The organism is Sunxiuqinia sp. (assembly GCF_055140945.1).
In genome coordinates, this window is record NZ_JBSQYS010000027.1 from 19,867 (window position 1) to 40,354 (window position 20,488).

General features: G+C 41.1%; 26 protein-coding genes. 7 read left to right on the forward strand and 19 right to left on the reverse strand.

Annotated features, from left to right (window positions below; genetic code table 11):
- The 7 genes from ACTB00_RS13080 (at position 1) to xerA (ending at position 4,444) form a co-directional block, all read left to right on the forward strand.
- Positions 1 to 522, forward strand: coding sequence for a hypothetical protein (locus ACTB00_RS13080; RefSeq protein ID WP_463300367.1), 522 nt, complete (start codon positions 1 to 3; stop codon positions 520 to 522).
- A gap of 3 nt (positions 523 to 525) precedes the next feature.
- Entirely contained in the window at positions 526 to 1,233 is a 708-nt protein-coding gene (locus ACTB00_RS13085) for a hypothetical protein (RefSeq protein ID WP_463300368.1), read from the forward strand.
- Entirely contained in the window at positions 1,233 to 1,757 is a 525-nt protein-coding gene (locus ACTB00_RS13090) for a hypothetical protein (protein WP_463300369.1), read from the forward strand. The genes ACTB00_RS13085 and ACTB00_RS13090 overlap by 1 nt, the downstream gene beginning before the upstream one ends.
- Before the next feature lie 3 nt (positions 1,758 to 1,760).
- Positions 1,761 to 2,228, forward strand: coding sequence for a hypothetical protein (locus tag ACTB00_RS13095; protein WP_463300370.1), 468 nt, complete (start codon positions 1,761 to 1,763; stop codon positions 2,226 to 2,228).
- Positions 2,229 to 2,366: 138 nt separating this feature from the next.
- Positions 2,367 to 2,738: a helix-turn-helix domain-containing protein gene (locus tag ACTB00_RS13100; protein WP_463300371.1), complete on the forward strand. Its 372-nt coding sequence runs from the start codon at positions 2,367 to 2,369 to the stop codon at positions 2,736 to 2,738.
- 97 nt (positions 2,739 to 2,835) lie between these two features.
- Entirely contained in the window at positions 2,836 to 3,381 is a 546-nt protein-coding gene (locus ACTB00_RS13105) for a hypothetical protein (RefSeq protein ID WP_463300372.1), read from the forward strand.
- 250 nt (positions 3,382 to 3,631) lie between these two features.
- Positions 3,632 to 4,444, forward strand: a complete 813-nt coding sequence (xerA, locus tag ACTB00_RS13110) for a site-specific tyrosine recombinase/integron integrase (RefSeq protein WP_463300373.1) — start codon at positions 3,632 to 3,634, stop codon at positions 4,442 to 4,444.
- 50 nt (positions 4,445 to 4,494) lie between these two features.
- Here the strand turns inward: xerA and ACTB00_RS13115 are convergent, their stop codons facing one another.
- The 19 genes from ACTB00_RS13115 to ACTB00_RS13205 all read right to left on the reverse strand — a co-directional run bounded on the left by ACTB00_RS13115 (position 4,495) and on the right by ACTB00_RS13205 (position 20,345).
- Positions 4,495 to 4,908: a hypothetical protein gene (locus ACTB00_RS13115; protein WP_463300374.1), complete on the reverse strand. Its 414-nt coding sequence runs from the start codon at positions 4,906 to 4,908 to the stop codon at positions 4,495 to 4,497.
- A gap of 42 nt (positions 4,909 to 4,950) precedes the next feature.
- Positions 4,951 to 5,511, reverse strand: a complete 561-nt coding sequence (locus tag ACTB00_RS13120) for a hypothetical protein (RefSeq protein ID WP_463300375.1) — start codon at positions 5,509 to 5,511, stop codon at positions 4,951 to 4,953.
- 1 nt (position 5,512) lies between these two features.
- Positions 5,513 to 5,719 (reverse strand): hypothetical protein, encoded by a 207-nt coding sequence (locus ACTB00_RS13125; RefSeq protein ID WP_463300376.1) that lies wholly within the window; start codon positions 5,717 to 5,719, stop codon positions 5,513 to 5,515.
- Positions 5,720 to 5,801: 82 nt separating this feature from the next.
- A complete protein-coding gene (locus ACTB00_RS13130) occupies positions 5,802 to 6,206 on the reverse strand; it encodes an N-acetylmuramoyl-L-alanine amidase (protein ID WP_463300377.1) in 405 nt (134 codons plus the stop codon).
- Positions 6,193 to 6,378 (reverse strand): hypothetical protein, encoded by a 186-nt coding sequence (locus ACTB00_RS13135; protein ID WP_463300378.1) that lies wholly within the window; start codon positions 6,376 to 6,378, stop codon positions 6,193 to 6,195. Before ACTB00_RS13135 ends, ACTB00_RS13130 begins: the two co-directional genes overlap by 14 nt.
- A 178-nt stretch (positions 6,379 to 6,556) precedes the next feature.
- On the reverse strand, positions 6,557 to 7,021 hold the full coding sequence (locus ACTB00_RS13140; protein WP_463300379.1) for a hypothetical protein: 465 nt from the start codon (positions 7,019 to 7,021) through the stop codon (positions 6,557 to 6,559).
- A 13-nt stretch (positions 7,022 to 7,034) separates the two neighbouring features.
- Positions 7,035 to 10,778: a LamG domain-containing protein gene (locus ACTB00_RS13145; RefSeq protein ID WP_463300380.1), complete on the reverse strand. Its 3,744-nt coding sequence runs from the start codon at positions 10,776 to 10,778 to the stop codon at positions 7,035 to 7,037.
- 1 nt (position 10,779) lies between these two features.
- The gene (locus ACTB00_RS13150) at positions 10,780 to 11,157 is read right to left on the reverse strand and encodes a hypothetical protein (RefSeq protein ID WP_463300381.1); all 378 of its coding nucleotides are present in this window, start codon (positions 11,155 to 11,157) and stop codon (positions 10,780 to 10,782) included.
- On the reverse strand, positions 11,154 to 15,194 hold the full coding sequence (locus ACTB00_RS13155; RefSeq protein ID WP_463300382.1) for a tape measure protein: 4,041 nt from the start codon (positions 15,192 to 15,194) through the stop codon (positions 11,154 to 11,156). Before ACTB00_RS13155 ends, ACTB00_RS13150 begins: the two co-directional genes overlap by 4 nt.
- Positions 15,191 to 15,340 carry a hypothetical protein gene (locus ACTB00_RS13160; protein WP_463300383.1) on the reverse strand — a complete coding sequence of 50 codons (150 nt, stop codon included), beginning with the start codon at positions 15,338 to 15,340 and terminating at the stop codon, positions 15,191 to 15,193. Before ACTB00_RS13160 ends, ACTB00_RS13155 begins: the two co-directional genes overlap by 4 nt.
- Before the next feature lie 41 nt (positions 15,341 to 15,381).
- On the reverse strand, positions 15,382 to 15,834 hold the full coding sequence (locus ACTB00_RS13165; RefSeq protein ID WP_463300384.1) for a hypothetical protein: 453 nt from the start codon (positions 15,832 to 15,834) through the stop codon (positions 15,382 to 15,384).
- Positions 15,835 to 15,871: 37 nt separating this feature from the next.
- Positions 15,872 to 16,399: a hypothetical protein gene (locus tag ACTB00_RS13170; RefSeq protein WP_463300385.1), complete on the reverse strand. Its 528-nt coding sequence runs from the start codon at positions 16,397 to 16,399 to the stop codon at positions 15,872 to 15,874.
- Between the two features lie 11 nt (positions 16,400 to 16,410).
- Positions 16,411 to 16,794, reverse strand: a complete 384-nt coding sequence (locus ACTB00_RS13175) for a hypothetical protein (RefSeq protein ID WP_463300386.1) — start codon at positions 16,792 to 16,794, stop codon at positions 16,411 to 16,413.
- A complete protein-coding gene (locus ACTB00_RS13180; RefSeq protein ID WP_463300387.1) occupies positions 16,791 to 17,234 on the reverse strand; it encodes a hypothetical protein in 444 nt (147 codons plus the stop codon). The genes ACTB00_RS13175 and ACTB00_RS13180 overlap by 4 nt, the downstream gene beginning before the upstream one ends.
- Positions 17,225 to 17,524: a hypothetical protein gene (locus ACTB00_RS13185; protein ID WP_463300388.1), complete on the reverse strand. Its 300-nt coding sequence runs from the start codon at positions 17,522 to 17,524 to the stop codon at positions 17,225 to 17,227. Before ACTB00_RS13185 ends, ACTB00_RS13180 begins: the two co-directional genes overlap by 10 nt.
- Before the next feature lies 1 nt (position 17,525).
- Positions 17,526 to 17,852: a DUF6706 family protein gene (locus tag ACTB00_RS13190; RefSeq protein ID WP_463300389.1), complete on the reverse strand. Its 327-nt coding sequence runs from the start codon at positions 17,850 to 17,852 to the stop codon at positions 17,526 to 17,528.
- A gap of 16 nt (positions 17,853 to 17,868) precedes the next feature.
- On the reverse strand, positions 17,869 to 19,017 hold the full coding sequence (locus tag ACTB00_RS13195; RefSeq protein ID WP_463300390.1) for a major capsid protein: 1,149 nt from the start codon (positions 19,015 to 19,017) through the stop codon (positions 17,869 to 17,871).
- 19 nt (positions 19,018 to 19,036) lie between these two features.
- Positions 19,037 to 19,636, reverse strand: coding sequence for a hypothetical protein (locus tag ACTB00_RS13200; RefSeq protein WP_463300391.1), 600 nt, complete (start codon positions 19,634 to 19,636; stop codon positions 19,037 to 19,039).
- A gap of 19 nt (positions 19,637 to 19,655) precedes the next feature.
- Entirely contained in the window at positions 19,656 to 20,345 is a 690-nt protein-coding gene (locus tag ACTB00_RS13205) for a hypothetical protein (RefSeq protein WP_463300392.1), read from the reverse strand.
- Positions 20,346 to 20,488 lie beyond the last annotated feature (143 nt).

Genomic DNA, 20,488 nt, shown 5'->3' on the forward strand with positions numbered 1-20,488 from the left:
ATGTGTGACGGAAATTTAGCTATGGCAAATGTGCTCGAATATGATAATGACTATCTAGAATCAATATTTGAAAATAAACTAATGAAACGAAGTGAAATAATAGACAACTATAAAGCATTCTTCGGGCTTGAGGATATGCCCTTAGGAGAAAACGACAATCTAATGATTGCTTGGGCTGAAAACCTATTGGCTGATGTCAAAAAAGACAGAGGTGTAATGATCTTAGGTGACCACATGGACTACGAAGCATTAAAACGAACCATTGAAATACTCGACATCCAAAAAGAAGATGGAAAAGGAATTGCAATCGTTGGTAGTCGTCAGGTTTATTCGAAGGCCATTGAGTTGGCACAAGATGAAGCTCATAGAGCTTTTAAAGAATCCAAACCAGAAGTTATGGAATTGCTACCGCGATTGATTGAACCAACAGTTTATGACTTAGAACGCCCAAGCAAACGTGAGAATAAAAACAAAAAAGGCCGTAACTCTCACCGCTATGGCCGCAGACCAAGTAAATTTTGAGCTATGCCACTAAATAAATCAAAAGGAAACATGTACGAATGGATTACCCACACTTGGAATCCATTAGCTGGTGAATGTCCTCACAGATGTAGTTACTGCAGTACTAATAAATTAATGCGATATCCAGCTATATTAGAAAAATACAGTGGAGATCCTCGCTTGTCCGGACACGAACTTCTATGCAGCCTGGGAGAGGGAAACTTTATATTTGTGGCTGCTCAAAACGATCTGTTTGCTGAAGCTATTCCGGACACCATAATCAAGAGGATTCTAAACCATTGCCGGAAGTTTAATAACAAGTACCTATTCCAGACAAAAAACCCAAGAAGATTATTCGACTTCGAATTTGAGCTTGCCGGGCTTGATTTTGTCCTGTGTACTACCATTGAGACAAACCGATTCGATCCAGAAATAATGAATAACTGCCCCGATCCAGAAATAAGAGCTGATATGATGAACGAGCTTTGGCATGAGTTCAGAGGGATTGAATTAAAAAACTATGTCACCATTGAACCGATAATGGATTTTGATATGGAAGAAATGGTTGAAATGATTGAAACCTGTTTGCCAGAACAAGTAAACATCGGCGCGGACAGCGGAAACAATAACCTTCCTGAGCCATCAAAGGAGAAGATTCAGGCACTTACAAAGAGGCTTGAGGTATTCACTACTGTGAAACTGAAAAGTAACCTTAAAAGGATAATGGATTAATGCCACTACTAAACGATTTTAGAGGGAATTACAGCCTTGGTTATTGCGAAGATACCATGCAAGCCAATGTTGAAAAATGGCTGTTGGATTATACTTTCTGGAGGTCAACGGAAGGGGGGTATTCCCGGGAGAAAGTTAACCCAAAAACATACAGAGAGGTGCATATTCCTGAAATCGGGCGACGATCGGATTTGATAGTATATTTTTCAAGTAGAAAAGTCTTCAATATTGAATGCAAATTGTTCAATGTCGAAGAAGTCGTTAAGCAGGCCAAAGATCATCTCTACTGGGCTGATTACTCATACATCTGTTTTCCTCACAATGTTTACATGCCAAACTATCAAAAAAAACAAATACTTGAGCACGGGATTGGTCTTCTGTATTGGATCCCTGAATTTGGATTGGTTGAATCTATCATGGCAGAGCATAATAAGAGTAAAAAAGACAAGCTGATACGCAAAAATGTACTTAGAAAGCTCAAAAAAATAGATATGCAAAATAGTCAACAACACATTAATTTTTAATTTATGAAAGCAAGAAAATTTAATGAAGCCAATACAGTAATTGGTTTCGGACAAGATGAGTATCAAGGAATTCCAGCACGTAAGGAAACACATCCTGAATTCAAAGGAATGGATGTATTTACCATGTGCTTTGAACTGGATGAAGAAGAGCGGAAACAAGTGGCAGAAACAGGCTGTATATGGCTTAAAAGGCTTCAGCCTAAAAACGTTGGATTTCACCCAATCGGTCCTGACGTATTGAAGCCAGAAAACTTTCAAAACGTTGATGAGGCCAACAAAGGAGAAGGATTCGACCCTGAAACATTCGATATCAAAACGCTCGATTTGGATAAGGTTAATTACTTCTATAAAAGACAAGCAGCTGCCCATTTGGAACTCAAGCCAAAGGGGAAAAAAGAGGAGGATTACGATGCTATTCTCATGGAAGCTAAAGAAGCTGCAATGTCAGGAACTTCTAGCCCTGGATTTTAAATCTGACAGCGGTATATTGTCGGTTTCCGATTGAACTTCCGGCTGATTTTATACGAGTAAATAACGTTGAGTGTTTGTGGAGTGCGTGAAATATCTACTACTGTTGATTAGAAAGAATAACTTTAAAATACATAAGTAATGAGCGAATTTGAAAAAGAACATTTAGAACTTATACAAAGTAATTGCTTTTGGGCTGGTTACTTGATTGATTTACCGAAAGATGAAGCGTGGAGATTAGCTAATGGAATAGTGGATGAAATAAAGTTTGCAATACAGCAAGCGAATGGGGCTGAACAAAGCACCGACCAAGCATTACATAAACATAGTGTTATGCCCTCGTTGCATCTTTTTAAAGAGCGTAGGGATAAATTGAACTTAACACTAAGACAAGTTGCTGAACAAACAAAAGTGAGTGCTGCCACTATAAGTAGAATTGAGAGAGGGGAGGGAGAATGTAGCTACCATAATGTAGTACAGTTAGATGATTATTATTGCCGCAACGGGGCATAACGAAAAATGTATGTTTTGTAGCGTGAAATATGCACTACCGTTTATTCGAAGCACAAAATAAAAAACAGAAGGGAAGGAATTTTTAAATTTTAAATATATGACTTGTATAGTAGGTTTAATTGATAACAAAAATAAAAGTGTTTTGATTGGTGGCGATTCAGCCGCTGTTTCTGATTCAAATATTTTTATAAGAAAAGATGCGAAAGTATTTAAAAACTGTGATTTTGTGATTGGATGCACTTCTTCATTTAGAATGATTCAACTTCTAAGGTATTCATTTAAGCCACCAAAAGTTGAATCGAAAGACGTTTATGAATATATGTGTACCGATTTTATAAATGCAGTTAGAGAATGCTTTAAAGAAGGTGGATATTTGCAAAAATATACCGATGGAGACGAAAGGGGAGGAACTTTTTTAGTTGGCTATAAGAATAGACTATTTAAGGTTGAAAATGATTTTCAAGTTGCTGAAAATATGAACGGTATTGATGCTTGCGGATGTGGTCAAGATTTTGCTCTTGGTGCTTTGTATTCATTAGTAAAACACAATATTTCGACAAATGATAAAATATTAAAAGCATTGGAAGCGGCTGAGTTTTTAGGCAATGGTGTACGAAGACCATTTACGCTACTTGGAACTTAACAAAACGGTTTTGAAAAAACCGAAGTGCGCAGGGGTTTTTTATTTCCTCAATTACGCAGAAACGTTGATTAAATGAACGATACAGCTATAAAATATACATGGTGTTATACCAACAAAACCTTTTTCGGTTTTGTGTGCGTTGCGCCATGTATTTAGCTTTCAAATTTATTTACAATTGTTTTGGCGCAATGAGGTATAACGTGTGCGTATAAAAATCTAGCTTGAAAATCAATCATTTAAATCAAATATAATGAATAAATTTTTACAGAAATATGAAATGGAGTTACGGCTTCGAAATTACAGTCAAAACACGATTAACAGCTACATGAGCGAGGCTAAACTGTTTTTGAGGCATTTCAACCATCCGCCTGGAGAAATATCCGAAACGGAAATCAAGAAATACCTGAAAGCTTCTAAGTCAACCTCGCAATTAAAACAGCGAATCGGAGCGCTTAAACGCTTCTATCAGTTAGTCGTTAAACAACCTCTAAAGTTTAAGTACATCGACTATCCGCGTAGGGAGGAGCATTTGCCGGTTGTACTTTCACAGGATGAAGTAAGGCGGCTGTTTACCGTTTGTAAATACCCAAAGCACAGGGCAATTTTGTTTCTATTTTACTCAACGGGGATGCGCGAAGGAGAGCTGATCAATCTGAAGATCACCGACATTGACAGCGACCGGATGGTGATTCACATCCGGCAAGGCAAAGGCAATAAAGACCGACTGGTACCGCTTTCCGAAAAGACGCTCGACGCGCTTCGGAAATACTACAAAAAGGACTGTCCGACCAACTATTTATTTAACGGGCAATTCCGGGATCAATACTCCGCCACCTCAATTTACAATATGGTGAAAGACTATGCCCGCAAAGCAGGCATAAAAAAGCGCGTTTACCCGCACCTGATACGCCACTGCGCCGGCACACACCTTTACGAAGAGGGCACGGATATGTCGAAAATTCAGGAAATTTTTGGACATAAGCAACAAAAGACAACCAGGCGTTACGCCCGCATGTCCACTCGCATGATTTCTCAAGTTAAGACACCAGATTCATATTTATAAAAACCCCGGATCAACACGTGATCCGGGGCAACTAACCTTAATCCATAAAACTAAACTGAAGTATCTGACCTAATCCTAATCTGGCCGACTAATTCTTTATTTTTTGGTAATAAATTCACTTCTTTTGTTCGGAATCTATGCCTATCATACTTCCGATTTTGACAATGAACATAGGCGCTTTCTGTAGTATTCATCACTCCAACTCTATTAAAGTATAATGGCTGTTCTGCAACCGCTGATTGCGTATGAACTCCACCTCCTTCCTTTTGAATGAATTGCGGTTCAACACAACTAACTACTACATACTGTACATCTACAGCCTGAATGGCAGCAAATGACAATGTTGGTCCATTGTCGGCTACAAAGCATACCTGATCGGCAGCTGTAGCCTGAACCTGGCTCCCGGGCGGCATGGCCACGAGTAACCCAATCGCGAGAGCAAATAATGCTAGAAAAATTTTCATTTGATTGAATTTAAGTTAAACATATATACAACAGGCAAAAGCCTATCTCTTCAATATTAATTTCAGGATATTAATTATTGGGCTCCTGAATCGATAAACAAAGGCCAGCACAACTAACAGGATAAGAATATAAAAGACATATTTTATCCTTGATGGTCTGGTCTTCTCAATTTCCTTTTTATCGGTATCAGCAGTTTCCTTTATATCTTCATGAACCTGCTTTTCTTCCGTTTTTTCTACCTTAATTTCTGCCTTGCTTTCGGACTTCTTTCGAACGGTATAGGTTTCAATAGATTTGATATTGCCAGATTTCCGGGATGATTTTGGAGTACTTGAAATTTCTAATGAATCTGATTTGATACCTGTCATGGTTGAGTCATATTCATTAGAAATTGGGGCGAAATACTCGATCTTAGTATATGTGATCTCTGTGTCTGAAGTCTTGGAAGTATCGATTGTGATAGCTGACTTCACAGCGCTTACCTCTTCGTGCTCAATCCACTTTTTTGTAGTTGTCTGCTCCGTTGTGATCTTCTTAGTTGAAGAACATGAGAATGAAAATACGACCAATACCAGGCTCAGGAATTTTAAAAATGGTTTCATATTATGGTTTCTGTATGTCTTTGTTTAATACTTTGTCGATCAATTCCCGGGCTGCATCCTCCTTAAACCAAATGAGCACCATTGCTGCAAATGACATAAGTAGAAAATCCCAGGCGCAAAATGTTTCTTTTACATAGACCAGGTATGCTGCATAAGGAATGATGATCAATCCCATCAATGTTGTCGTTAGGTTGACGATGGCTTTCATGCATAAATCTTAACTGCATATCCTGACCATTTCCAACCTGATAATATAATTAAGCCAATACAAATGATAGATGTGATTGTGATCATGACAATTCATTTTGAACATTGAAGCAGGGGCAGGCTTTTTGTTTATTTAGTTGGTTGTGGCCAACTACTGCAGCAGACGGGTAGCGTTCGCGAAGCTCGGCAACTAGGCTAATGATAGCTGCTTTCTGTTCTATTGTTCGGTTATCTTCAGGGGTATTATTGTCTCCCTTGCCTCCAGCATAGCAGATACCAATTGAAGTATCATTGTGCCCGTACGCATGAGCTCCAATTACCGTTTCCGGACGACCCTTTTCAATGATTCCATTTCTACGAATCACGTAGTGATATCCGATGCCATCCCATCCACGTTGTTTGTGCCATTCATCAATTTCCCTTACTCCAATATCCATCCGAGAATAGGTATCGGCGCAATGAATAACGATTAATTCAATCTTCCTCATTTCGTTTGTTTTTGTGAAATCTTGCATAAATTCGGTTGTGCAAGGCCTTCCCGGCTGCGGCTAATAATCCACCGAAAAAGGCGATTAGTAAGCTGACGAAAATATTTTCCCACGTTTCCCAGCTAGCTATTGAGAGGACAAATCCAATTACGAATTCTTTAGCGTGTTGCATATTGGTTTTCTGTTAAAAAAAAACTGGTGCAATCACTCGGACTGCACCAGCTAAAAATCAAATCATTCTCAAATTACAGTCTCTGAATTAAAATATAGGAAGACTGAAATATTTACTACTTATTGTAATTGCAAACATTAGCCGGGGGCTTCTTTCATCCCCACGGCTAATAAAAAAATCAGTCTATCGTAAACGTCAAACTTCCTGCTGAAATTCGAAAAGTCTTTCCTGCGACCATCGTTATCGTTTGGCTAAGTTGACAGTGCGAAATGCGTTTGCTTTCAGTACTCGAACTGTTATCAAGCCATAATTCGGCAAACTTTACGTCTTCAGATCCACCATAACCTGCATCAGCGACTACCTCAATGTTGTTTGCATTTGAAACAACATTGGTGGTAACGTCTAGGTCGTTCCCTGATCCGCGAGCCAAGGCAATCCCTCCCGACGTATATCCAGTAAATGCGCACTCGGTGCCAATTGTATCATCGTCGACTACGACCGCATCGGTGCAAAGTCGCAGGTATAAATTGCCTTCCGCTGCGGATGGTTGCAACCCGCTTGCATCTCCAAATCCTGCTATTGCCTCATTGTGTGCCAATAGCTTTGCCAATTCGTTTTTAAATGTTGTGGATAGTTGTGTCATAATTTATAAAATTTTACCAGCATTTTCCTTCATTATAGTCGCATACAGCTTCTTCGTCGTTTATTGCATGATCGTATATCTTCAAGTCGTCAATGTAGAATTCCTGAAAATCATGGTATGCCCCAGAATAATATCTGCAACCAATATTTAAAAATTTAGCCCATGCATTAGCCTGAAAAGAAGATGAATAATCATAAACTAAAAGATAACTGTCAACAAATTTAGCCCCATTTCTGTACGCTGAAACATAGATAGTTGATTTATCAACTCCATTGTCAACTCTTGTATATGTAGCTGCAATTCTATGCCATGTGTCAAAATTAAATGGATCAGAATATACAGATGCTCCATACGTGCCAGTGCCAACTCCAAGGTCAAAATCGCCAGCACCACCAGGAGGAGTTATTGTTATAACAGGGCCATACTCAACCGGATAGCCATCATGGTGAACTCCAAAAATGTATTTAAATTCTGCAAGTGACGCACCACTTGGTATCATTACCCAAAATGCTATCGTAAATTCATCTCCGGCAAAAGTGTCAAATGGCAACTGTGCCCGTGCGTTCGAGCCATTGAAGTAGTATGAATAACTGCAATCCGCTACTGATGCTTGCTCTTTTGTTACATTTATTTCTGTGCCGTTATTTGAATTTTCTTCAACCAGAGAGCCGGAAATATTATCATCCATCTTAAACCAACGATCAAGCGAGTTAAGCATTGAAACAAAATCACAGCTCTCCACCTCCTCCGCTTCTGCACCCATTCCAACACCGATACCCATAACTGCGAAGGTATCTTCAACGAGCGTACCCGCAGCACTCATGTCGACGCCTAATCCCATTTGCCCAGTTGTTGCCTCTGCACGTTGAGCCAACACACATCTTTCAAAGCAAAAGTGAATGCGCTTAGCATCAGAGGCGGTTTCTACGGTCGCATATAGTCTTTTACTGGCATCGATGCCAAGTACAAGCGTTGTGATTGCCTCGGTGATAATGTCGTTTTGAATGCTTAGCTCAGCTGCGGGGTCGGTGTAGTCGAAAGAAAGTACAGACATGACCGTGTGCATCGTGTCGTCATCTTTATCTCGCACGGTGACGGTTGCCTTGTATTCGCCCATCAGCTCGTTATAGGCAATTACCGACCAGCTAGATAGCTGTGTCTCTGCGGCATTTGTGGTGTGCTCGATTATAAAGCTCTCTTTGTAACCACCCTTACTATTATTAATTAGGTTCGTGATCGCCTCAATGATCGTAGTGTTATTTTCAACCTGATCAACGATTTCCTTTTGCACCTGAGACATCGAAGGTGTTCGGGTATTACCCCAAAGCATCGCCGCATAGCGGGGTGAGGCTTTGTCGCTGATATGCCCTAGCTTATATTTGATGTACCCGGTTTCAACCTGGAGTTTTACCTCTTTGTGATCTTCATACACTTCAAGAGTGCACTCGCTCGAACCATCGGCCATGTTCAATTTGGCGTAAATCCAGTATCCTGAGGCTGTTGGTAGGTTGAACTCTGTTTGTTCAATTACCCACGTTCGGGTTGGGTCGTAATCGATCAGCTGATCCTTTAGCTTTTTAATACCAAAACGGTCGCGTGTATTATCAGCATAATTGTGCATGACCAGGTGGCCTGCGCCCACCACTACCTTATCTGGGTCATCGTCCACGTTTGTCTCAACAAGTGCATTTCTTAAAGAGAACTGAGGCACTCCGGCATCGTAGGAAAGCATGCGCGGATCAATACTCTCATCACGCACATTGCGATCTGCATTAAACTTATCGTCGGTTGGGTCAAGCAGGCGGTTGCGAAGTTCGTTGGTGGTTTCTTTTTCCTTCCGCATGCTCTCAACGGTGTCCTTTTTCGTGTCAGCCACAGCGCGCTCAACAGCTGCCAGTCGTGCCTCTGTTTTCTTTCGGTTCGATAAGATCACAACATCCGACAAGGTAAACTCATACCGCTGTTTGTATACGTCGTACACCAGCGCACTGATCCGAAACAAGCCACTAATATTGTAATCTGTATCGACAACCGTAAGTCGGTCGCCTACTTCGAAGCCTGTCGGGTTGGCTTTCAGGTATGCCGGATCGGTAACCACCCGATATGGAAACTTGGGCGACGAAAACTCATTGATGTAATCGGTCGCTGCGGCCTCCAGTGCGGTTTCAGCTGTGGTAACATATGTACCGGGCTGGTCGATATCAACAAGCGTGTACTCGTCTCCAATGGCAGGCTGAAAGGTGTCGTTTGGCCACAATCTGCCACGCTCATCCTTGTAAGGTATCAGGTAAATCTGCTTTGTGTCGTCGTAATATCGGGCTATTTCAAGTTCAACACCCGCCAAGTCGCCTGTCTTTATTCTTATTTTAGCCGTCAGACCGCCCATAAGGTAGTCGTTTAGGTCAAAGTCGAGTGTTGAGTCGGTTATGATGTATAAGCCTTCGGGGGTCGATGCTTTTTCAGCAACGCTTAGCTCATCTGGCAATTTCTGGTAGTAGTCGGTAACGGTAGCTGTGCGGTTTGGGTAAATCTCGTCGAAGTACACGGTCTTTTCGCGCACTCCCCACTCGCCATCAGCGTATGTGAAACCATAATTTTTAGTTAGTGGGTTGTTGGTAAACGAAAGGCGTTTCAATCCACCACGATAGTCGGGTTTTAAGTTACGAGCTGCTCCATAGGCATGGAGCACGGTACACAACTCATCCTTGAGCATGGCACCCCTTGTAATTTCGTACAGGCCATTGCCTTTGCCATATTGCAAGGTAATTGCCTTGTCGTTTGCTACCTGGTCTTTGATGTTGATATCGAACAAGAAAATCAGCCCATCGTGAAACTGAAATTCGTATTCCAGCTCGTATTCTTGACAGATACGGCGTAATACACTCAGGCAGTTCTCGCCTGAAAACTTATGATTTCTCCTTTCTGTTGCCGCGATCGAACCTTTAAAAAAAGTCTGCCCCGGGTACTTGCGGTTATGATTCCACAGTATTAAATCAAAAATCTCCTCTAAATTGGCGAAATAATAAAAGTCGGCCTCTTTATTCAGATTTAAAAACTGAGAGTGGGAAAACCAATTACTGATGTGCTCGGCGCGAATATTATAAACATACTTATTGGTCGACACTTTCTTGAACTCAGGCTCGGTCTCCAGATAATAACGCTCAATGCCTACTCCGTTTGAGTTGATATCTATCTCATCAAAAAATTGAATGTCGAGCTTCTTGTTAGACTCAAAACTAAAAGTGGCGTAGAAGTCGCCTTGCAGGGTTTTACTGATTTTTAAATCCCGCGTTAGCACCGTTGCAATGGTGTTGTAGGTGTAGTATCGGTTGATATTTAGGCTTAGAAAGTCTGGATCGCCCGGAACTGTAAGAGTTAGAATAAACACCCCCGCTTGCTTGCTCCCAATGTACCTTGTTTTACGATCAAGACTGATTCCTTTTTCTAGATAACATTCAATGTTTGAAGTTGTATAAGGAGTTGAAAGCAACCTCTTGTTCTCTGACATCAACGCGTCATAGAAAGATTTTATCTGGGTGATAAAGCCGGCATAAGTATCGTTAAGAATGAAGCAGTTGAGATTTATAATTTGTTTATCATACTTCTGATCCGTAATGTCATGCCAATAATCTTCTCCATCTTCGTCCAACCACTTGTTTGGTTCATTTAGAACTCTAGGAAGATCAAATAAACCTGAGGCCTTTGATACATAAACGCCGTAAGTAGAAAAATCAATATTATCTAGTTTCCAACTCATCTCAACTTGCTACCCATTTAGAATTTGCAACTGTTATTTTCATCGTTATTTCTGCAACTGTTCGGATTACTTGAACTTTATACCCATCCTTGAAAGTTGCCTCGCTAAAAGCTGGCAAATTATACTCATCAAGCTCAATAGTGTGTTTCACACTGCTATTTATCAATGCTTGTAGGTTATTCAGCCCAATCTCAAGCTCTGCAGGAGTTGCCCAATCTCCAAAGAGCACAATTGTTCCTTTAGCGGAGTCGTATTTAGCATCATTAGTAGTAAACTTTTGTACATCAAGTATGTCCTTCCGTTTTGGAAAATCTAAAAAACCCGTTGCTTTCAAGAGGATAAGACCATACACATTGATATTTACGCCGTCTATAATCATAGAACTTCTTTTAGGTTTCTGTTCATCGTTTGCAACTCTTCATAAATTGGCTTCAGGTTTTTGTTGTAAGATGTATTATCAGCTATCTGCTGCTGAATAGCCACGCTTTGCATTAGATAGTCAGTTGACTGAGTTGTGTTCTCATCTATTGATTTCAGATCAACTCTCATGGCAGTGAATTGCCCGGCAATTAGGCTTCCTGTTTCTTCTGTAATTCCACGGATTGCACCGGTCAATCCCTGACTATCCGCTGCACTCCCGAAATCAAAACCATATTCTGAAAAAGAATCGATCATGACTTGAAAGGCGGGTTTAGCGGTGTCGTAAATATCCTGTATTGATTCTCTAAAGTTCGCAGCCTCTTCAGGGGTTAATCCAATGTTTATCTCTTCTGAAGAACCTCCTCTCCCTGTTTTCTCTCCGTCGCTACTATCTTTTACGAGCTGCTTCACGGCATTTTGGATTGGCGCTGTAAGCAGATCGGCAGTAAGCTGTTTTATAATGACATTTTTTATTATACCATCAATCTTTTCTCCCCAAGCCACAGCTGCATCTTCACCAGCCAAAAAAGCATCAGCTAATGATTCTGATAAATCTTTTACTGTAGTACCAGTTACCTCCTGTGTTATCGTATCTATTTGAGCCATTAACTCATTATAGCTTGACAAAACGGCCTCTATTGCTTCGCGTTGTTCATCTGATAAATTACCACCTAACAGCCGTTCTCCCAATTTCTCAATTTCTTCGTTTAAAGAAACTGCTTTATCGACCATATCTCCATAGTATTGTATATAACTGGGAGAACGACGCCTACCGTATGAAGATCCTCCCAACTCATCGTTTAACCGCTTGGCTTCATCTCCTAAATCAGACATACGACGCTGTATGGAAAATAACGATTGAGATACGGCACTGCTCCCCATGTTAGCTAACGACTGGGTGGCAATGTCAATTGAGGAAAGCATGGTGTCGATTTGTTCCTGCACATTTTTGAAATGTTCACTTAGTTTTTCTGGTGCTTGCAAAAACAGGCTTAGTGATGCATCCAGCAACTTTGCCGCTCCCTGTATTACATTACCGCTTGCTATATCTGCAATCCCGCTCATGGCCTGCAATCCATCCTGCAAAAGCTGACCCTGTTCCTCTGTTAAACCTAATTGTTCAGCATATTTGTCTGTAATGCCCTGAACATGAAAAAGAATCTCCTGAGTGACTTCAAGTGTCTTCTTGAACTTCTCAGCATCAATGGCGTTTTGCATTTGCTCAGCCTTTTTCTTTGCCTGTTCAATCTTTTTATTTAGCTTATCAAATTCAGCATTGACTTTTTTGATAGGATCTATGTTCCCTTCAAAGATATTCTGCTGAATAGGTTTGGTTTTCCCGGGAACAAATTCATTTCGCACCGCTTTCACCGCTGTTTCTGCAATTTTCTCCCGGAGCAATAATTCCTGCTGGAGTACTAAAATCCTTGCAGCTATAATCTGCCTGTCTGATTCATCAGCAGTTTCGAGGTCTTTATACAGCTTGTCAATTTGCTGTTTCAGGTCATCGACTTCTTTGGATGATTTCTTCTTAACACCTGTTAATAGTTCAAGCTTTTTGGTCAGTTCTTCAACAACCTTTTTCTGATCTTCAATGTCTTTTTCTGCACTTCCTGATCTACGGGAAGGATCCATTAATTCATCCAGCTTCTTTTGAGCTTCGGAAATGTCTTTTATTAATTTTTCAATCTTTTCCTTATTTGTTGGCTCTCCTAACTGTGCAGCAATGTCATCTATTTGCTCCTTAATCTTGGTTTCAGCATCTACCCCCAACCCTTCACCTAATAGCCCCGTCAGCTTGGCCTTGGTGTCATATAACTGCTTTGTAGTGTATTCGCTTAAATCTTTAAAAAGCTCTTTGTATGGCTTTAATGCTTCCTCTGCGGTAACAGACCCGAGTTCGAGTAATTTCCTTTGACTTTCGGTTAACTTTGAGGCAAGTCCGTCAATATCTTTGATGACACTATCAAGATCTTCTTTGTTTTGTGAAAGCTCTGTTTTGTTCAGCTCTACGGTCTTTTTAGTAGTCCCTCCTGCCAAGCCGCCTGTTCCATAGCTCCGCTCTCCGTATCCTGTATTGATTTCCTTAACAAGCCTGTCCCTTGTTGATATAAGTTCATTTAGCTTTTTCTGAGCCTCATCAATTTCTTGCTTGGTTGAATTTTCAAGAAACTTTTGCAATTCGGCGTTGCTGCCAACGAGTTTTTCCCTCACAACATCAACGGCCTTCCCGTATTGATCGATCCTGCTAATCGCCTCCGGAAATATAGTTGACAACTGCCTGATTGTATCATTCAGTTCTTTTTGCTCGTCATCGGTAAGTTTGGTCTTACCTTTCAGTTCATCATACTTCTTGATAAGTCCATTGATCTCTTGCTGCTTTCCAATTTGAGATATGGAGTCGTTCAAGTCATCAGCCATTTCCTGTGCTGTTTTTGCCTTTTTTGTGAATGCCACTAAAGCGGTCACTAAGGCAGTCAGTCCAAGTGCAACCAAAACATAAGGATTGTTGAGCATCGTTTTGTTCAGGAAGCTTTGAGCCCGTGCTGCTCTGATTTCTGCCGCAGTTGCCGTTTGTGATGAAATAAGCTTTTTCCTGTCTGCGGCTATCCCAGCTTGCTTGGCAGCTACTTTTTCAGCTTCTGATTTGGCGACGGCTTGAGATTCCAATCTTGCATTGATAACTGTTTCTGCAGTGATTGTCTTTTCCACTGTTGCATTTGCTTTTGAAGCTGTTACCCGTGCTTTTTCAACTACTGCCAGATCCTTCTTAAGATCCGATGCTTGCTTAGTTGTCAAAGCCCCGGCCATGTATGCAGCATTGGTTTCTGTTACAGTAATTGCATAGGCTTTCTCTGCGGCTATAAGTTCTGCATTTGCAACAGTAGCTGCCTGTTTAGCAGCTACTGTTTTGGCGGCGGCGGCTTGTTTGGTGGCTGCGTTTGTTGCCGCCATGGAGGCGGCGGCTTGTTCCTTTTTTGCTGCGGCTGCGGCTGCGGCTGTTGCGGCTTCTTCAGCAATAATGGCCTGCTTAATGGCAGCTACCTTTGATTCTATGATTCCGGTCCTGATAGCTTCATTTTTCGCCGCAATCGATTCAGATATAGTGACCGCAATTGTTGCGGCTTTGTAAGTTCCAAGTCCAACAGCAAGATATTTCAATACCTCCAATACTTCTTCGTAATTCGCTACCAGGTTACTTAATCCTGATATACCCCCATAAATCACCCCTTCATTAGCTTCTCCGATAGAATTCAGCATCACTTGAATCTTATCCTGAAGGTTTGATATCTGCCCGGTAACAGAGGCATTCTGTTTTTCCATGAGGTTGTAAAACTTGCCACCCTCACTAGCCATGCTTTGGAATGCTTTTTCAACAGCTGGGAATCCAATTTGTCCAGCTTCAACCATATCTTGAATTTCAGCTGATGTTTTACCAAATTGAGTTGCGAGTTGTTCTACAATTGGGATACCTGCCATCGCAAAATCTCTAATCTCTCGCTGTTGCAATCTACCTAGTGCAGCAACTTGACCGTAGTTAATCGCTATCCTTGAAATTGGTACTGAAACGCCTGCAGCAACATCACCCAGCGATTTCATTGTATCCATGACCTTTTCAGTCTCGATACCCATAGCCATCAACTGCTTGACATTTGATGCAACATCGGTAAGAGTGAAGGGTGTTTTCTGAGCAAATACAATAGCCTCTTGCATTAATCGGTCAGCTCTGGCTTTGCTGCCCAACATCGTTTCAAATGCAATTCCAAGCTGTTGGAATTCGCCCCTGACCGATATAATCTCTTTACCAATCTGACTTGCAAAACGCAATGATACGTATGCGGCAGCAGCCTCCGTAACCCTCCGAAAAGTACGTTCTACTGTCATTCCGCTCTTTTCGGCATTTCTTGCCCATTCAGAAACGGTTTGATTAGAACGTCTTAATCCTGAAGTTAATTTACTATCGTTGTATGTTGATTCGAAATGTATGGCACTCATTTCTTTTTCTTCTTAAATTTGTTCAGGATAGATCTTGCTTGCTCTCTATCAGTAACCTTAATTACTTCTTCTTCAGCCTTATTATCATAGTCCCACCAGGGCAAATCACCCATTTTTAGATTCAGGCTTATCCAAGGTTCTGACATTGCTTCTTTGGTGGAAATACCAAGTGTTTTCTGGATTACAGCTATGCGTCCCCAGATGGTTTCGCCGCCGACAAGTTTTCCCTTGGTTTTAGTTTGTCTAGCCCCTTGGCCAACTTTATACCTAAAAAAAAAGCCTCCGGATCGGACTTCTCTTTTATAATTTCAAGTAATTGCCTTATGTCTTTTGGTTTTCCTTTGCCAATTAATCTGCTTAAAAATGGGAACCAGGATCCAGTTGCAATTGCAATAGCCCTACATTCAAATTTTAAATTTTTAGCTGTACGCATCATTTCAGTAAACATATCAGCGTCAACATTCGGACTCTCGACTTTTGACAGTTCTCTGGATATCCGAACAATGGTATTGGCATCTAAATAGGGTATCGATAAGTTCAATTTTAAATATTTCCAGAATCTAACCTGAAACTTATCGGATTCTCCTGTTTCGCCCAAAATGAGATTTGCGGCTTCAATAGAAATATTATTTTTTTTCATAGAAATAAAAATTCCCCGGAGAATCCCGGGGAGTTTATTATGCTGGAATATCTACATCTTTAATTTCATAATCTCCTGACAAATCAGCTGCTAATTGAGCTGTCGCCTTCATTTCTACAGCAATCATTCCGTCGCGGCTTCCGCTACCGTTGATTTTTGTTTCAATGTAAGCATTGTACATCAGTATTTTTTGTCCTGAATCAAGCTCCAATTCAAGGGCTTTTTCGATGTCCTCAAATGATGCTCCATTTTGCCAAGCTGCAGGAGAAGTGGCTGGAACAGCAGCAACTGATGTTCCCCCCTTAATGGCTTCAAGAACATCATAGGTCATGTCATAAAACTGCATTGTTACTGAAAACTCACCATCTTCTGTTTTTACAACTCGGATTGGTGCTTTCTTCTGATCAGTGCGAAATTTTGACACTTGTGGATCACTCTCGTTTAGAGATACGGATCCCTTTACGGTATCTGGCAGTGCTGTCATACTACCAGCATCTGGCATTGTGTTTAACCCCGTAGGAGCACCGTACTTTGTGCTTTTCAGCGAAAATAAGTATTTAGCCATTTTAATTCTTTTTAATAGTTGATAATGTTTACTTTAAATCTCAAATTCATATAATGCTCATCAAATTGTTCTTCTCTGAATAACTCAGATTTCTCAAAGTCAACGAGCATATCAGTTAATGTTACCTTCTCAAGAATGGACAAAGCAGCGTTGGCCATTGCATCGATTTTAGACCTGTTAGGAATACCTGTCATATTTGTGGCCCGTATATCCTTCGCATGGCAGTTGACATTCACATAAGTCCCTTGCATTACTCCAGCTGGTACAGGTAGAGAATTAACAACAATGTATTCGTCCTGTTCTAAACCTGTTGGTTTGCTGTGTAAATGCTTTGGTGTCTCAATTCCTTCAAGCAATGAATAAACCTGATCAGCCGAATAAGTTGATAACTTCATTTGTTCTTCCTTTCAATTGCATTGAAAAAACTTGTCAGATCAACGATAGCAGCATCAGCTTGAAACGAGATAACATTATACCCTCTGCTTTCAACTGCAGAAGCATAGTTCATTCCAGCAACCCCGATAAGCTTCAATTCAGAGCTTGATCCAACTAAATTCAAAACAGCCATAGCAGCTTCTTTTGCTATTTGGCGCTGATCTTCAAATTTCTGTTCAACTATTCGACCATTCTTCATGATGAAGTAGCCAATGCTTGCCCGGAGATTTCCTGTGACATCTCCAAATCCTCCAGCTTCCTTTGTCATTGATCTGGCATCGGTAACAAACTTTTCACCAGCATATCGCATCGCTTGTATGACATCGTTCTCAATTCGCTGAACAACTTTCATCTGCTCAGCTATCGAAGCGTTTTTATCAAATCTTGCTTTTAAAGCCATATTCTGGAATTTAATTGTCCGTTGTTTGCACCTTTAACCTTGCCCTTATGACTGCCATTTAACTCGTAATCGGCACCGTATGGTATTCCAACAGTAGTAAGGGGCATGTACACCAAGTAAGAATAGTAAATCATCGATCCATCAGCTCCGGGTATTGTTCTGGCCTTAGTATTGGCCTCTTTGCGACACTTAAACGTGTGACTTACGTCTTCACCTGGTGTCCATTGGCCACCTGCTCCTTTTACCGGATCAGTTTTCCATCTGACAATTATTGAATCCGGATATTGCATACTACCAACTTTTTGAAGCTCTACCTCTTGGGACTTTTATCTGACCGACAACGGGTTCATTATACTTTCGATAAATATCGTTAGCGAGCTTTCTAAGCTCTTTTTTCTCAGTTATAGAGATTCGATATCCACCCTCAGAAATATTCGGAACAGTGATAAGAGTTATATAAACATCAGCTTTAGCGAGCTCAAACTCTTCAGAAGAATCGCCATAGTCAGCCGCAGCAGAAAGCCCTCGATCTGTTAGAATACGTTCAAATGTGTTCGCATCCAAATGATCTTGCAAGTGCTTTGCTACGGTTGACTTTATGGCTTCAAGTACTGTCATGTTCTGCAAACTTCGCCTACTCCTCTGTTACCTCTTCTCCTAAGAAGTATGCAGGAACATTATCAGTACCTTCTGTATCTTCGGTTCCACTCCATGCTACACCATCAGCCTTGATGATCCACATGGATTCTGGATCATTGATCACCGGAATCGCATTAGCTTCAGCCATGGTCCATTCTTTGAACGGATCCAGTGTTGACCACTTCTGAAGAAAAACAAAGTCTCTCTTAGTGGTAATAGCTTTCTTCTTAACAGCCTCGGAAGTTTCCGCGGCAATAGGACCATGCTGCACATCGCCAATACTCAAGTCAGGAACCAGAGTAACCCTACGAGATTCCCAAGGATTAACGGTAGTACGCTTGTGGCTCTTGTCCTCAATGCGAACGGAAGGTCTAACGATCACAATTGTTGGTAGCCCCTCAGCTTCCAGGTATTGATTGATCGTTTCCTTGTTGGCAACTACATTACTGGTAAGCTGCTTCCAGCCCTTAATTCGTGCGATAGTTGCTGCTTGCTTTTTGAGTTTCAAAAACTCATCATTACGCATGATGGCGTATTTCAGCTCAATACCTTTTGCATCAGCAGCTTCAACAGCAGCTTCAATATCAGCAATACCATCTGCGGTTGCAGAAGTATCCCAGTTAGTATCAGCAACCAACTTATTCTCTGATGGCATTCCACATCCTACAAACTCAGCAGTAACAACACCGGCGTTATTGGCGGCATTCAACAAGAAACCACCACGGCTCATCAACTGCATTGACCACCACTCGAAACGACCTCGAACAGCGTTATAAACGAAGTCCTGATCTTTGAATGCCAGGTTAAGGATTTCCAATTGATCAGAATCATTCTGAGCATCACGTACCAACTGCTTATATTCGTTGTACTCACTTTCGTTCATACCACGCTTCACAGCTGTTTTAGGGATATCCCCAGACATTTTAGAGATTACTTCGCGGGTTTTTTGAGGAGCTGAAGCGTCAAAGCTGATCACATCAGCAATAACAGGAGCACCTTTTTCACCAACAAGAGTTTCCCATTTCAGGGAAGTCTTTTTCTTCATACCAAAGAAGTTTGGGTAGTACACAGGCTTAACCTTATTGGTTCTAAGCCGTGCTGTCATATTCTTTTGGTTTACTTGTTTGATTAACGATCTTTCCATTTATCTAAGAATTAATAGATTACACAAAGCGAATTCCATCGAGTTTAGCTTTCAAGGCCGTATCGATTGGAAAGGGCATTACTGACTCATTAACCTTTCCGGCTTCCAGCAACCCTGATTGCTGATTGGCAACGGTAAGATCAACCTTGTTCATCGTGATACACTCTGGAGTGTATTTGTAGGCAGCACTTCCTGCAGCAGCATCAGCATTGGCAAGAACAAGAACATCACCTTCTGAAACAGCATCAAGAGTAGAAGCAACCGTAATTACATCGTAATCAGCATTGCTTTTGTCGATAGCCGAAATTGTGTTAGCAATCTCTGCCAATCCAGAAGCGGTAATTTTATCACCGACTTTAAAAAGGTGGTTCTTCTTCACCGGATAGTCCGTATCAGCGTCAGCAGCATCAGCATGAACCTTTGCTGTTTTCACGACATGGTAGACACCAGTACCGGAGTCCTTGCCAACAATTGTCAGAGGTGGAAGCTCCTTCAACTGTACTCCTAAAAATGATACATCAAGATCTGAACGATCGATAGTACCACCACCAATTACATCCATCAAGACTTTTTCGATCCCGGGATGGTATTGGAATTCCTTTTCAGTTTTTCTGTACATAACTTACTATTTTTGATTATTACTTAATTCCCAAGTCAACCACACCCGGGTCGCTTGATTCTTCGCTCTCGTCCATTAATTTGGCCCATTCTTCTTCAGAGCGTTCCTTTGGCTGCTGGAAACTTGGCGAATATTCACCTGATTCAACCTTGGCATTGATTGCTGTTTGTTGGATTTCGGTGTATTCAGTTTTCAGAGCCTCGACTTGATCTTCCAGAGGTGTCTCAGAAGTCAGATCAACACGACCAACCCATGATTCTGGAAGCTTTGCACCACCGATCAACTTAACTGCTTCAGATTTTCTTTCAGCAGTGACAGCTTCTGTCTTGCCGGTTTTGATTTCTTTCTTCAGATCTTCAATCTCCTGATCCTTTTGCTCACGATAAGTCTTAAACCAAGACGGTTCATCTTCGCCTGGCTTTGGATCTTCTTTTTTCACCGGCTTTCCATCCTCTTCAAGACCATGTTTTTCTCTCCAAGCTTTTACAGCTTCTTTTGATGCTGTCTTTTTAGCTTCTTTTTCAGCATCCTTCTTTGCAGTAGCCTCAGCTTCTTCAATCACCGGGAGAATATTTTCTTTGAAATTGTCGACAGCAGTTTCAACGTCTTCGGCCTTTGTGACCTTCAATGTTTTTTCAATCCTCGCGGCGTGTTTAGCATCTACACCTTTGGTTTTGCAGTTCTTTTGGAGTAATTCAAGTATTGTCATTCTTAAAAGTTTTAATTTGACTTTACTTAAAATATAAAGTGGAGGTATTTTTACCGATTTTGATAATTGGCAGGGAATATTGTATCTTTGTGGTCTCGATGCTACGGCTTCGATGAACCACAGGGCTTGACACATTGTGCCAG

Coding starts and splice junctions, on each gene's coding strand:
- xerA (WP_463300373.1), top strand. CDS start 3,632: ATGAATAAATTTTTACAGAAATATGAAATGGAGTTACGGCTTCGAAAT.
- ACTB00_RS13160 (WP_463300383.1), bottom strand. CDS start 15,340: ATGTCAGAACCTTGGATAAGCCTGAATCTAAAAATGGGTGATTTGCCC.
- ACTB00_RS13155 (WP_463300382.1), bottom strand. CDS start 15,194: ATGAGTGCCATACATTTCGAATCAACATACAACGATAGTAAATTAACT.
- ACTB00_RS13100 (WP_463300371.1), top strand. CDS start 2,367: ATGAGCGAATTTGAAAAAGAACATTTAGAACTTATACAAAGTAATTGC.
- ACTB00_RS13090 (WP_463300369.1), top strand. CDS start 1,233: ATGCCACTACTAAACGATTTTAGAGGGAATTACAGCCTTGGTTATTGC.
- ACTB00_RS13195 (WP_463300390.1), bottom strand. CDS start 19,017: ATGGAAAGATCGTTAATCAAACAAGTAAACCAAAAGAATATGACAGCA.
- ACTB00_RS13105 (WP_463300372.1), top strand. CDS start 2,836: ATGACTTGTATAGTAGGTTTAATTGATAACAAAAATAAAAGTGTTTTG.
- ACTB00_RS13115 (WP_463300374.1), bottom strand. CDS start 4,908: ATGAAAATTTTTCTAGCATTATTTGCTCTCGCGATTGGGTTACTCGTG.
- ACTB00_RS13170 (WP_463300385.1), bottom strand. CDS start 16,399: ATGGCTAAATACTTATTTTCGCTGAAAAGCACAAAGTACGGTGCTCCT.
- ACTB00_RS13190 (WP_463300389.1), bottom strand. CDS start 17,852: ATGACAGTACTTGAAGCCATAAAGTCAACCGTAGCAAAGCACTTGCAA.
- ACTB00_RS13080 (WP_463300367.1), top strand. CDS start 1: ATGTGTGACGGAAATTTAGCTATGGCAAATGTGCTCGAATATGATAAT.
- ACTB00_RS13135 (WP_463300378.1), bottom strand. CDS start 6,378: ATGCAACACGCTAAAGAATTCGTAATTGGATTTGTCCTCTCAATAGCT.
- ACTB00_RS13140 (WP_463300379.1), bottom strand. CDS start 7,021: ATGACACAACTATCCACAACATTTAAAAACGAATTGGCAAAGCTATTG.
- ACTB00_RS13120 (WP_463300375.1), bottom strand. CDS start 5,511: ATGAAACCATTTTTAAAATTCCTGAGCCTGGTATTGGTCGTATTTTCA.
- ACTB00_RS13185 (WP_463300388.1), bottom strand. CDS start 17,524: ATGCAATATCCGGATTCAATAATTGTCAGATGGAAAACTGATCCGGTA.
- ACTB00_RS13200 (WP_463300391.1), bottom strand. CDS start 19,636: ATGTACAGAAAAACTGAAAAGGAATTCCAATACCATCCCGGGATCGAA.
- ACTB00_RS13165 (WP_463300384.1), bottom strand. CDS start 15,834: ATGAAAAAAAATAATATTTCTATTGAAGCCGCAAATCTCATTTTGGGC.
- ACTB00_RS13205 (WP_463300392.1), bottom strand. CDS start 20,345: ATGACAATACTTGAATTACTCCAAAAGAACTGCAAAACCAAAGGTGTA.
- ACTB00_RS13145 (WP_463300380.1), bottom strand. CDS start 10,778: ATGAGTTGGAAACTAGATAATATTGATTTTTCTACTTACGGCGTTTAT.
- ACTB00_RS13180 (WP_463300387.1), bottom strand. CDS start 17,234: ATGGCTTTAAAAGCAAGATTTGATAAAAACGCTTCGATAGCTGAGCAG.
- ACTB00_RS13175 (WP_463300386.1), bottom strand. CDS start 16,794: ATGAAGTTATCAACTTATTCGGCTGATCAGGTTTATTCATTGCTTGAA.
- ACTB00_RS13085 (WP_463300368.1), top strand. CDS start 526: ATGCCACTAAATAAATCAAAAGGAAACATGTACGAATGGATTACCCAC.
- ACTB00_RS13130 (WP_463300377.1), bottom strand. CDS start 6,206: ATGAGGAAGATTGAATTAATCGTTATTCATTGCGCCGATACCTATTCT.
- ACTB00_RS13125 (WP_463300376.1), bottom strand. CDS start 5,719: ATGAAAGCCATCGTCAACCTAACGACAACATTGATGGGATTGATCATC.
- ACTB00_RS13150 (WP_463300381.1), bottom strand. CDS start 11,157: ATGATTATAGACGGCGTAAATATCAATGTGTATGGTCTTATCCTCTTG.
- ACTB00_RS13095 (WP_463300370.1), top strand. CDS start 1,761: ATGAAAGCAAGAAAATTTAATGAAGCCAATACAGTAATTGGTTTCGGA.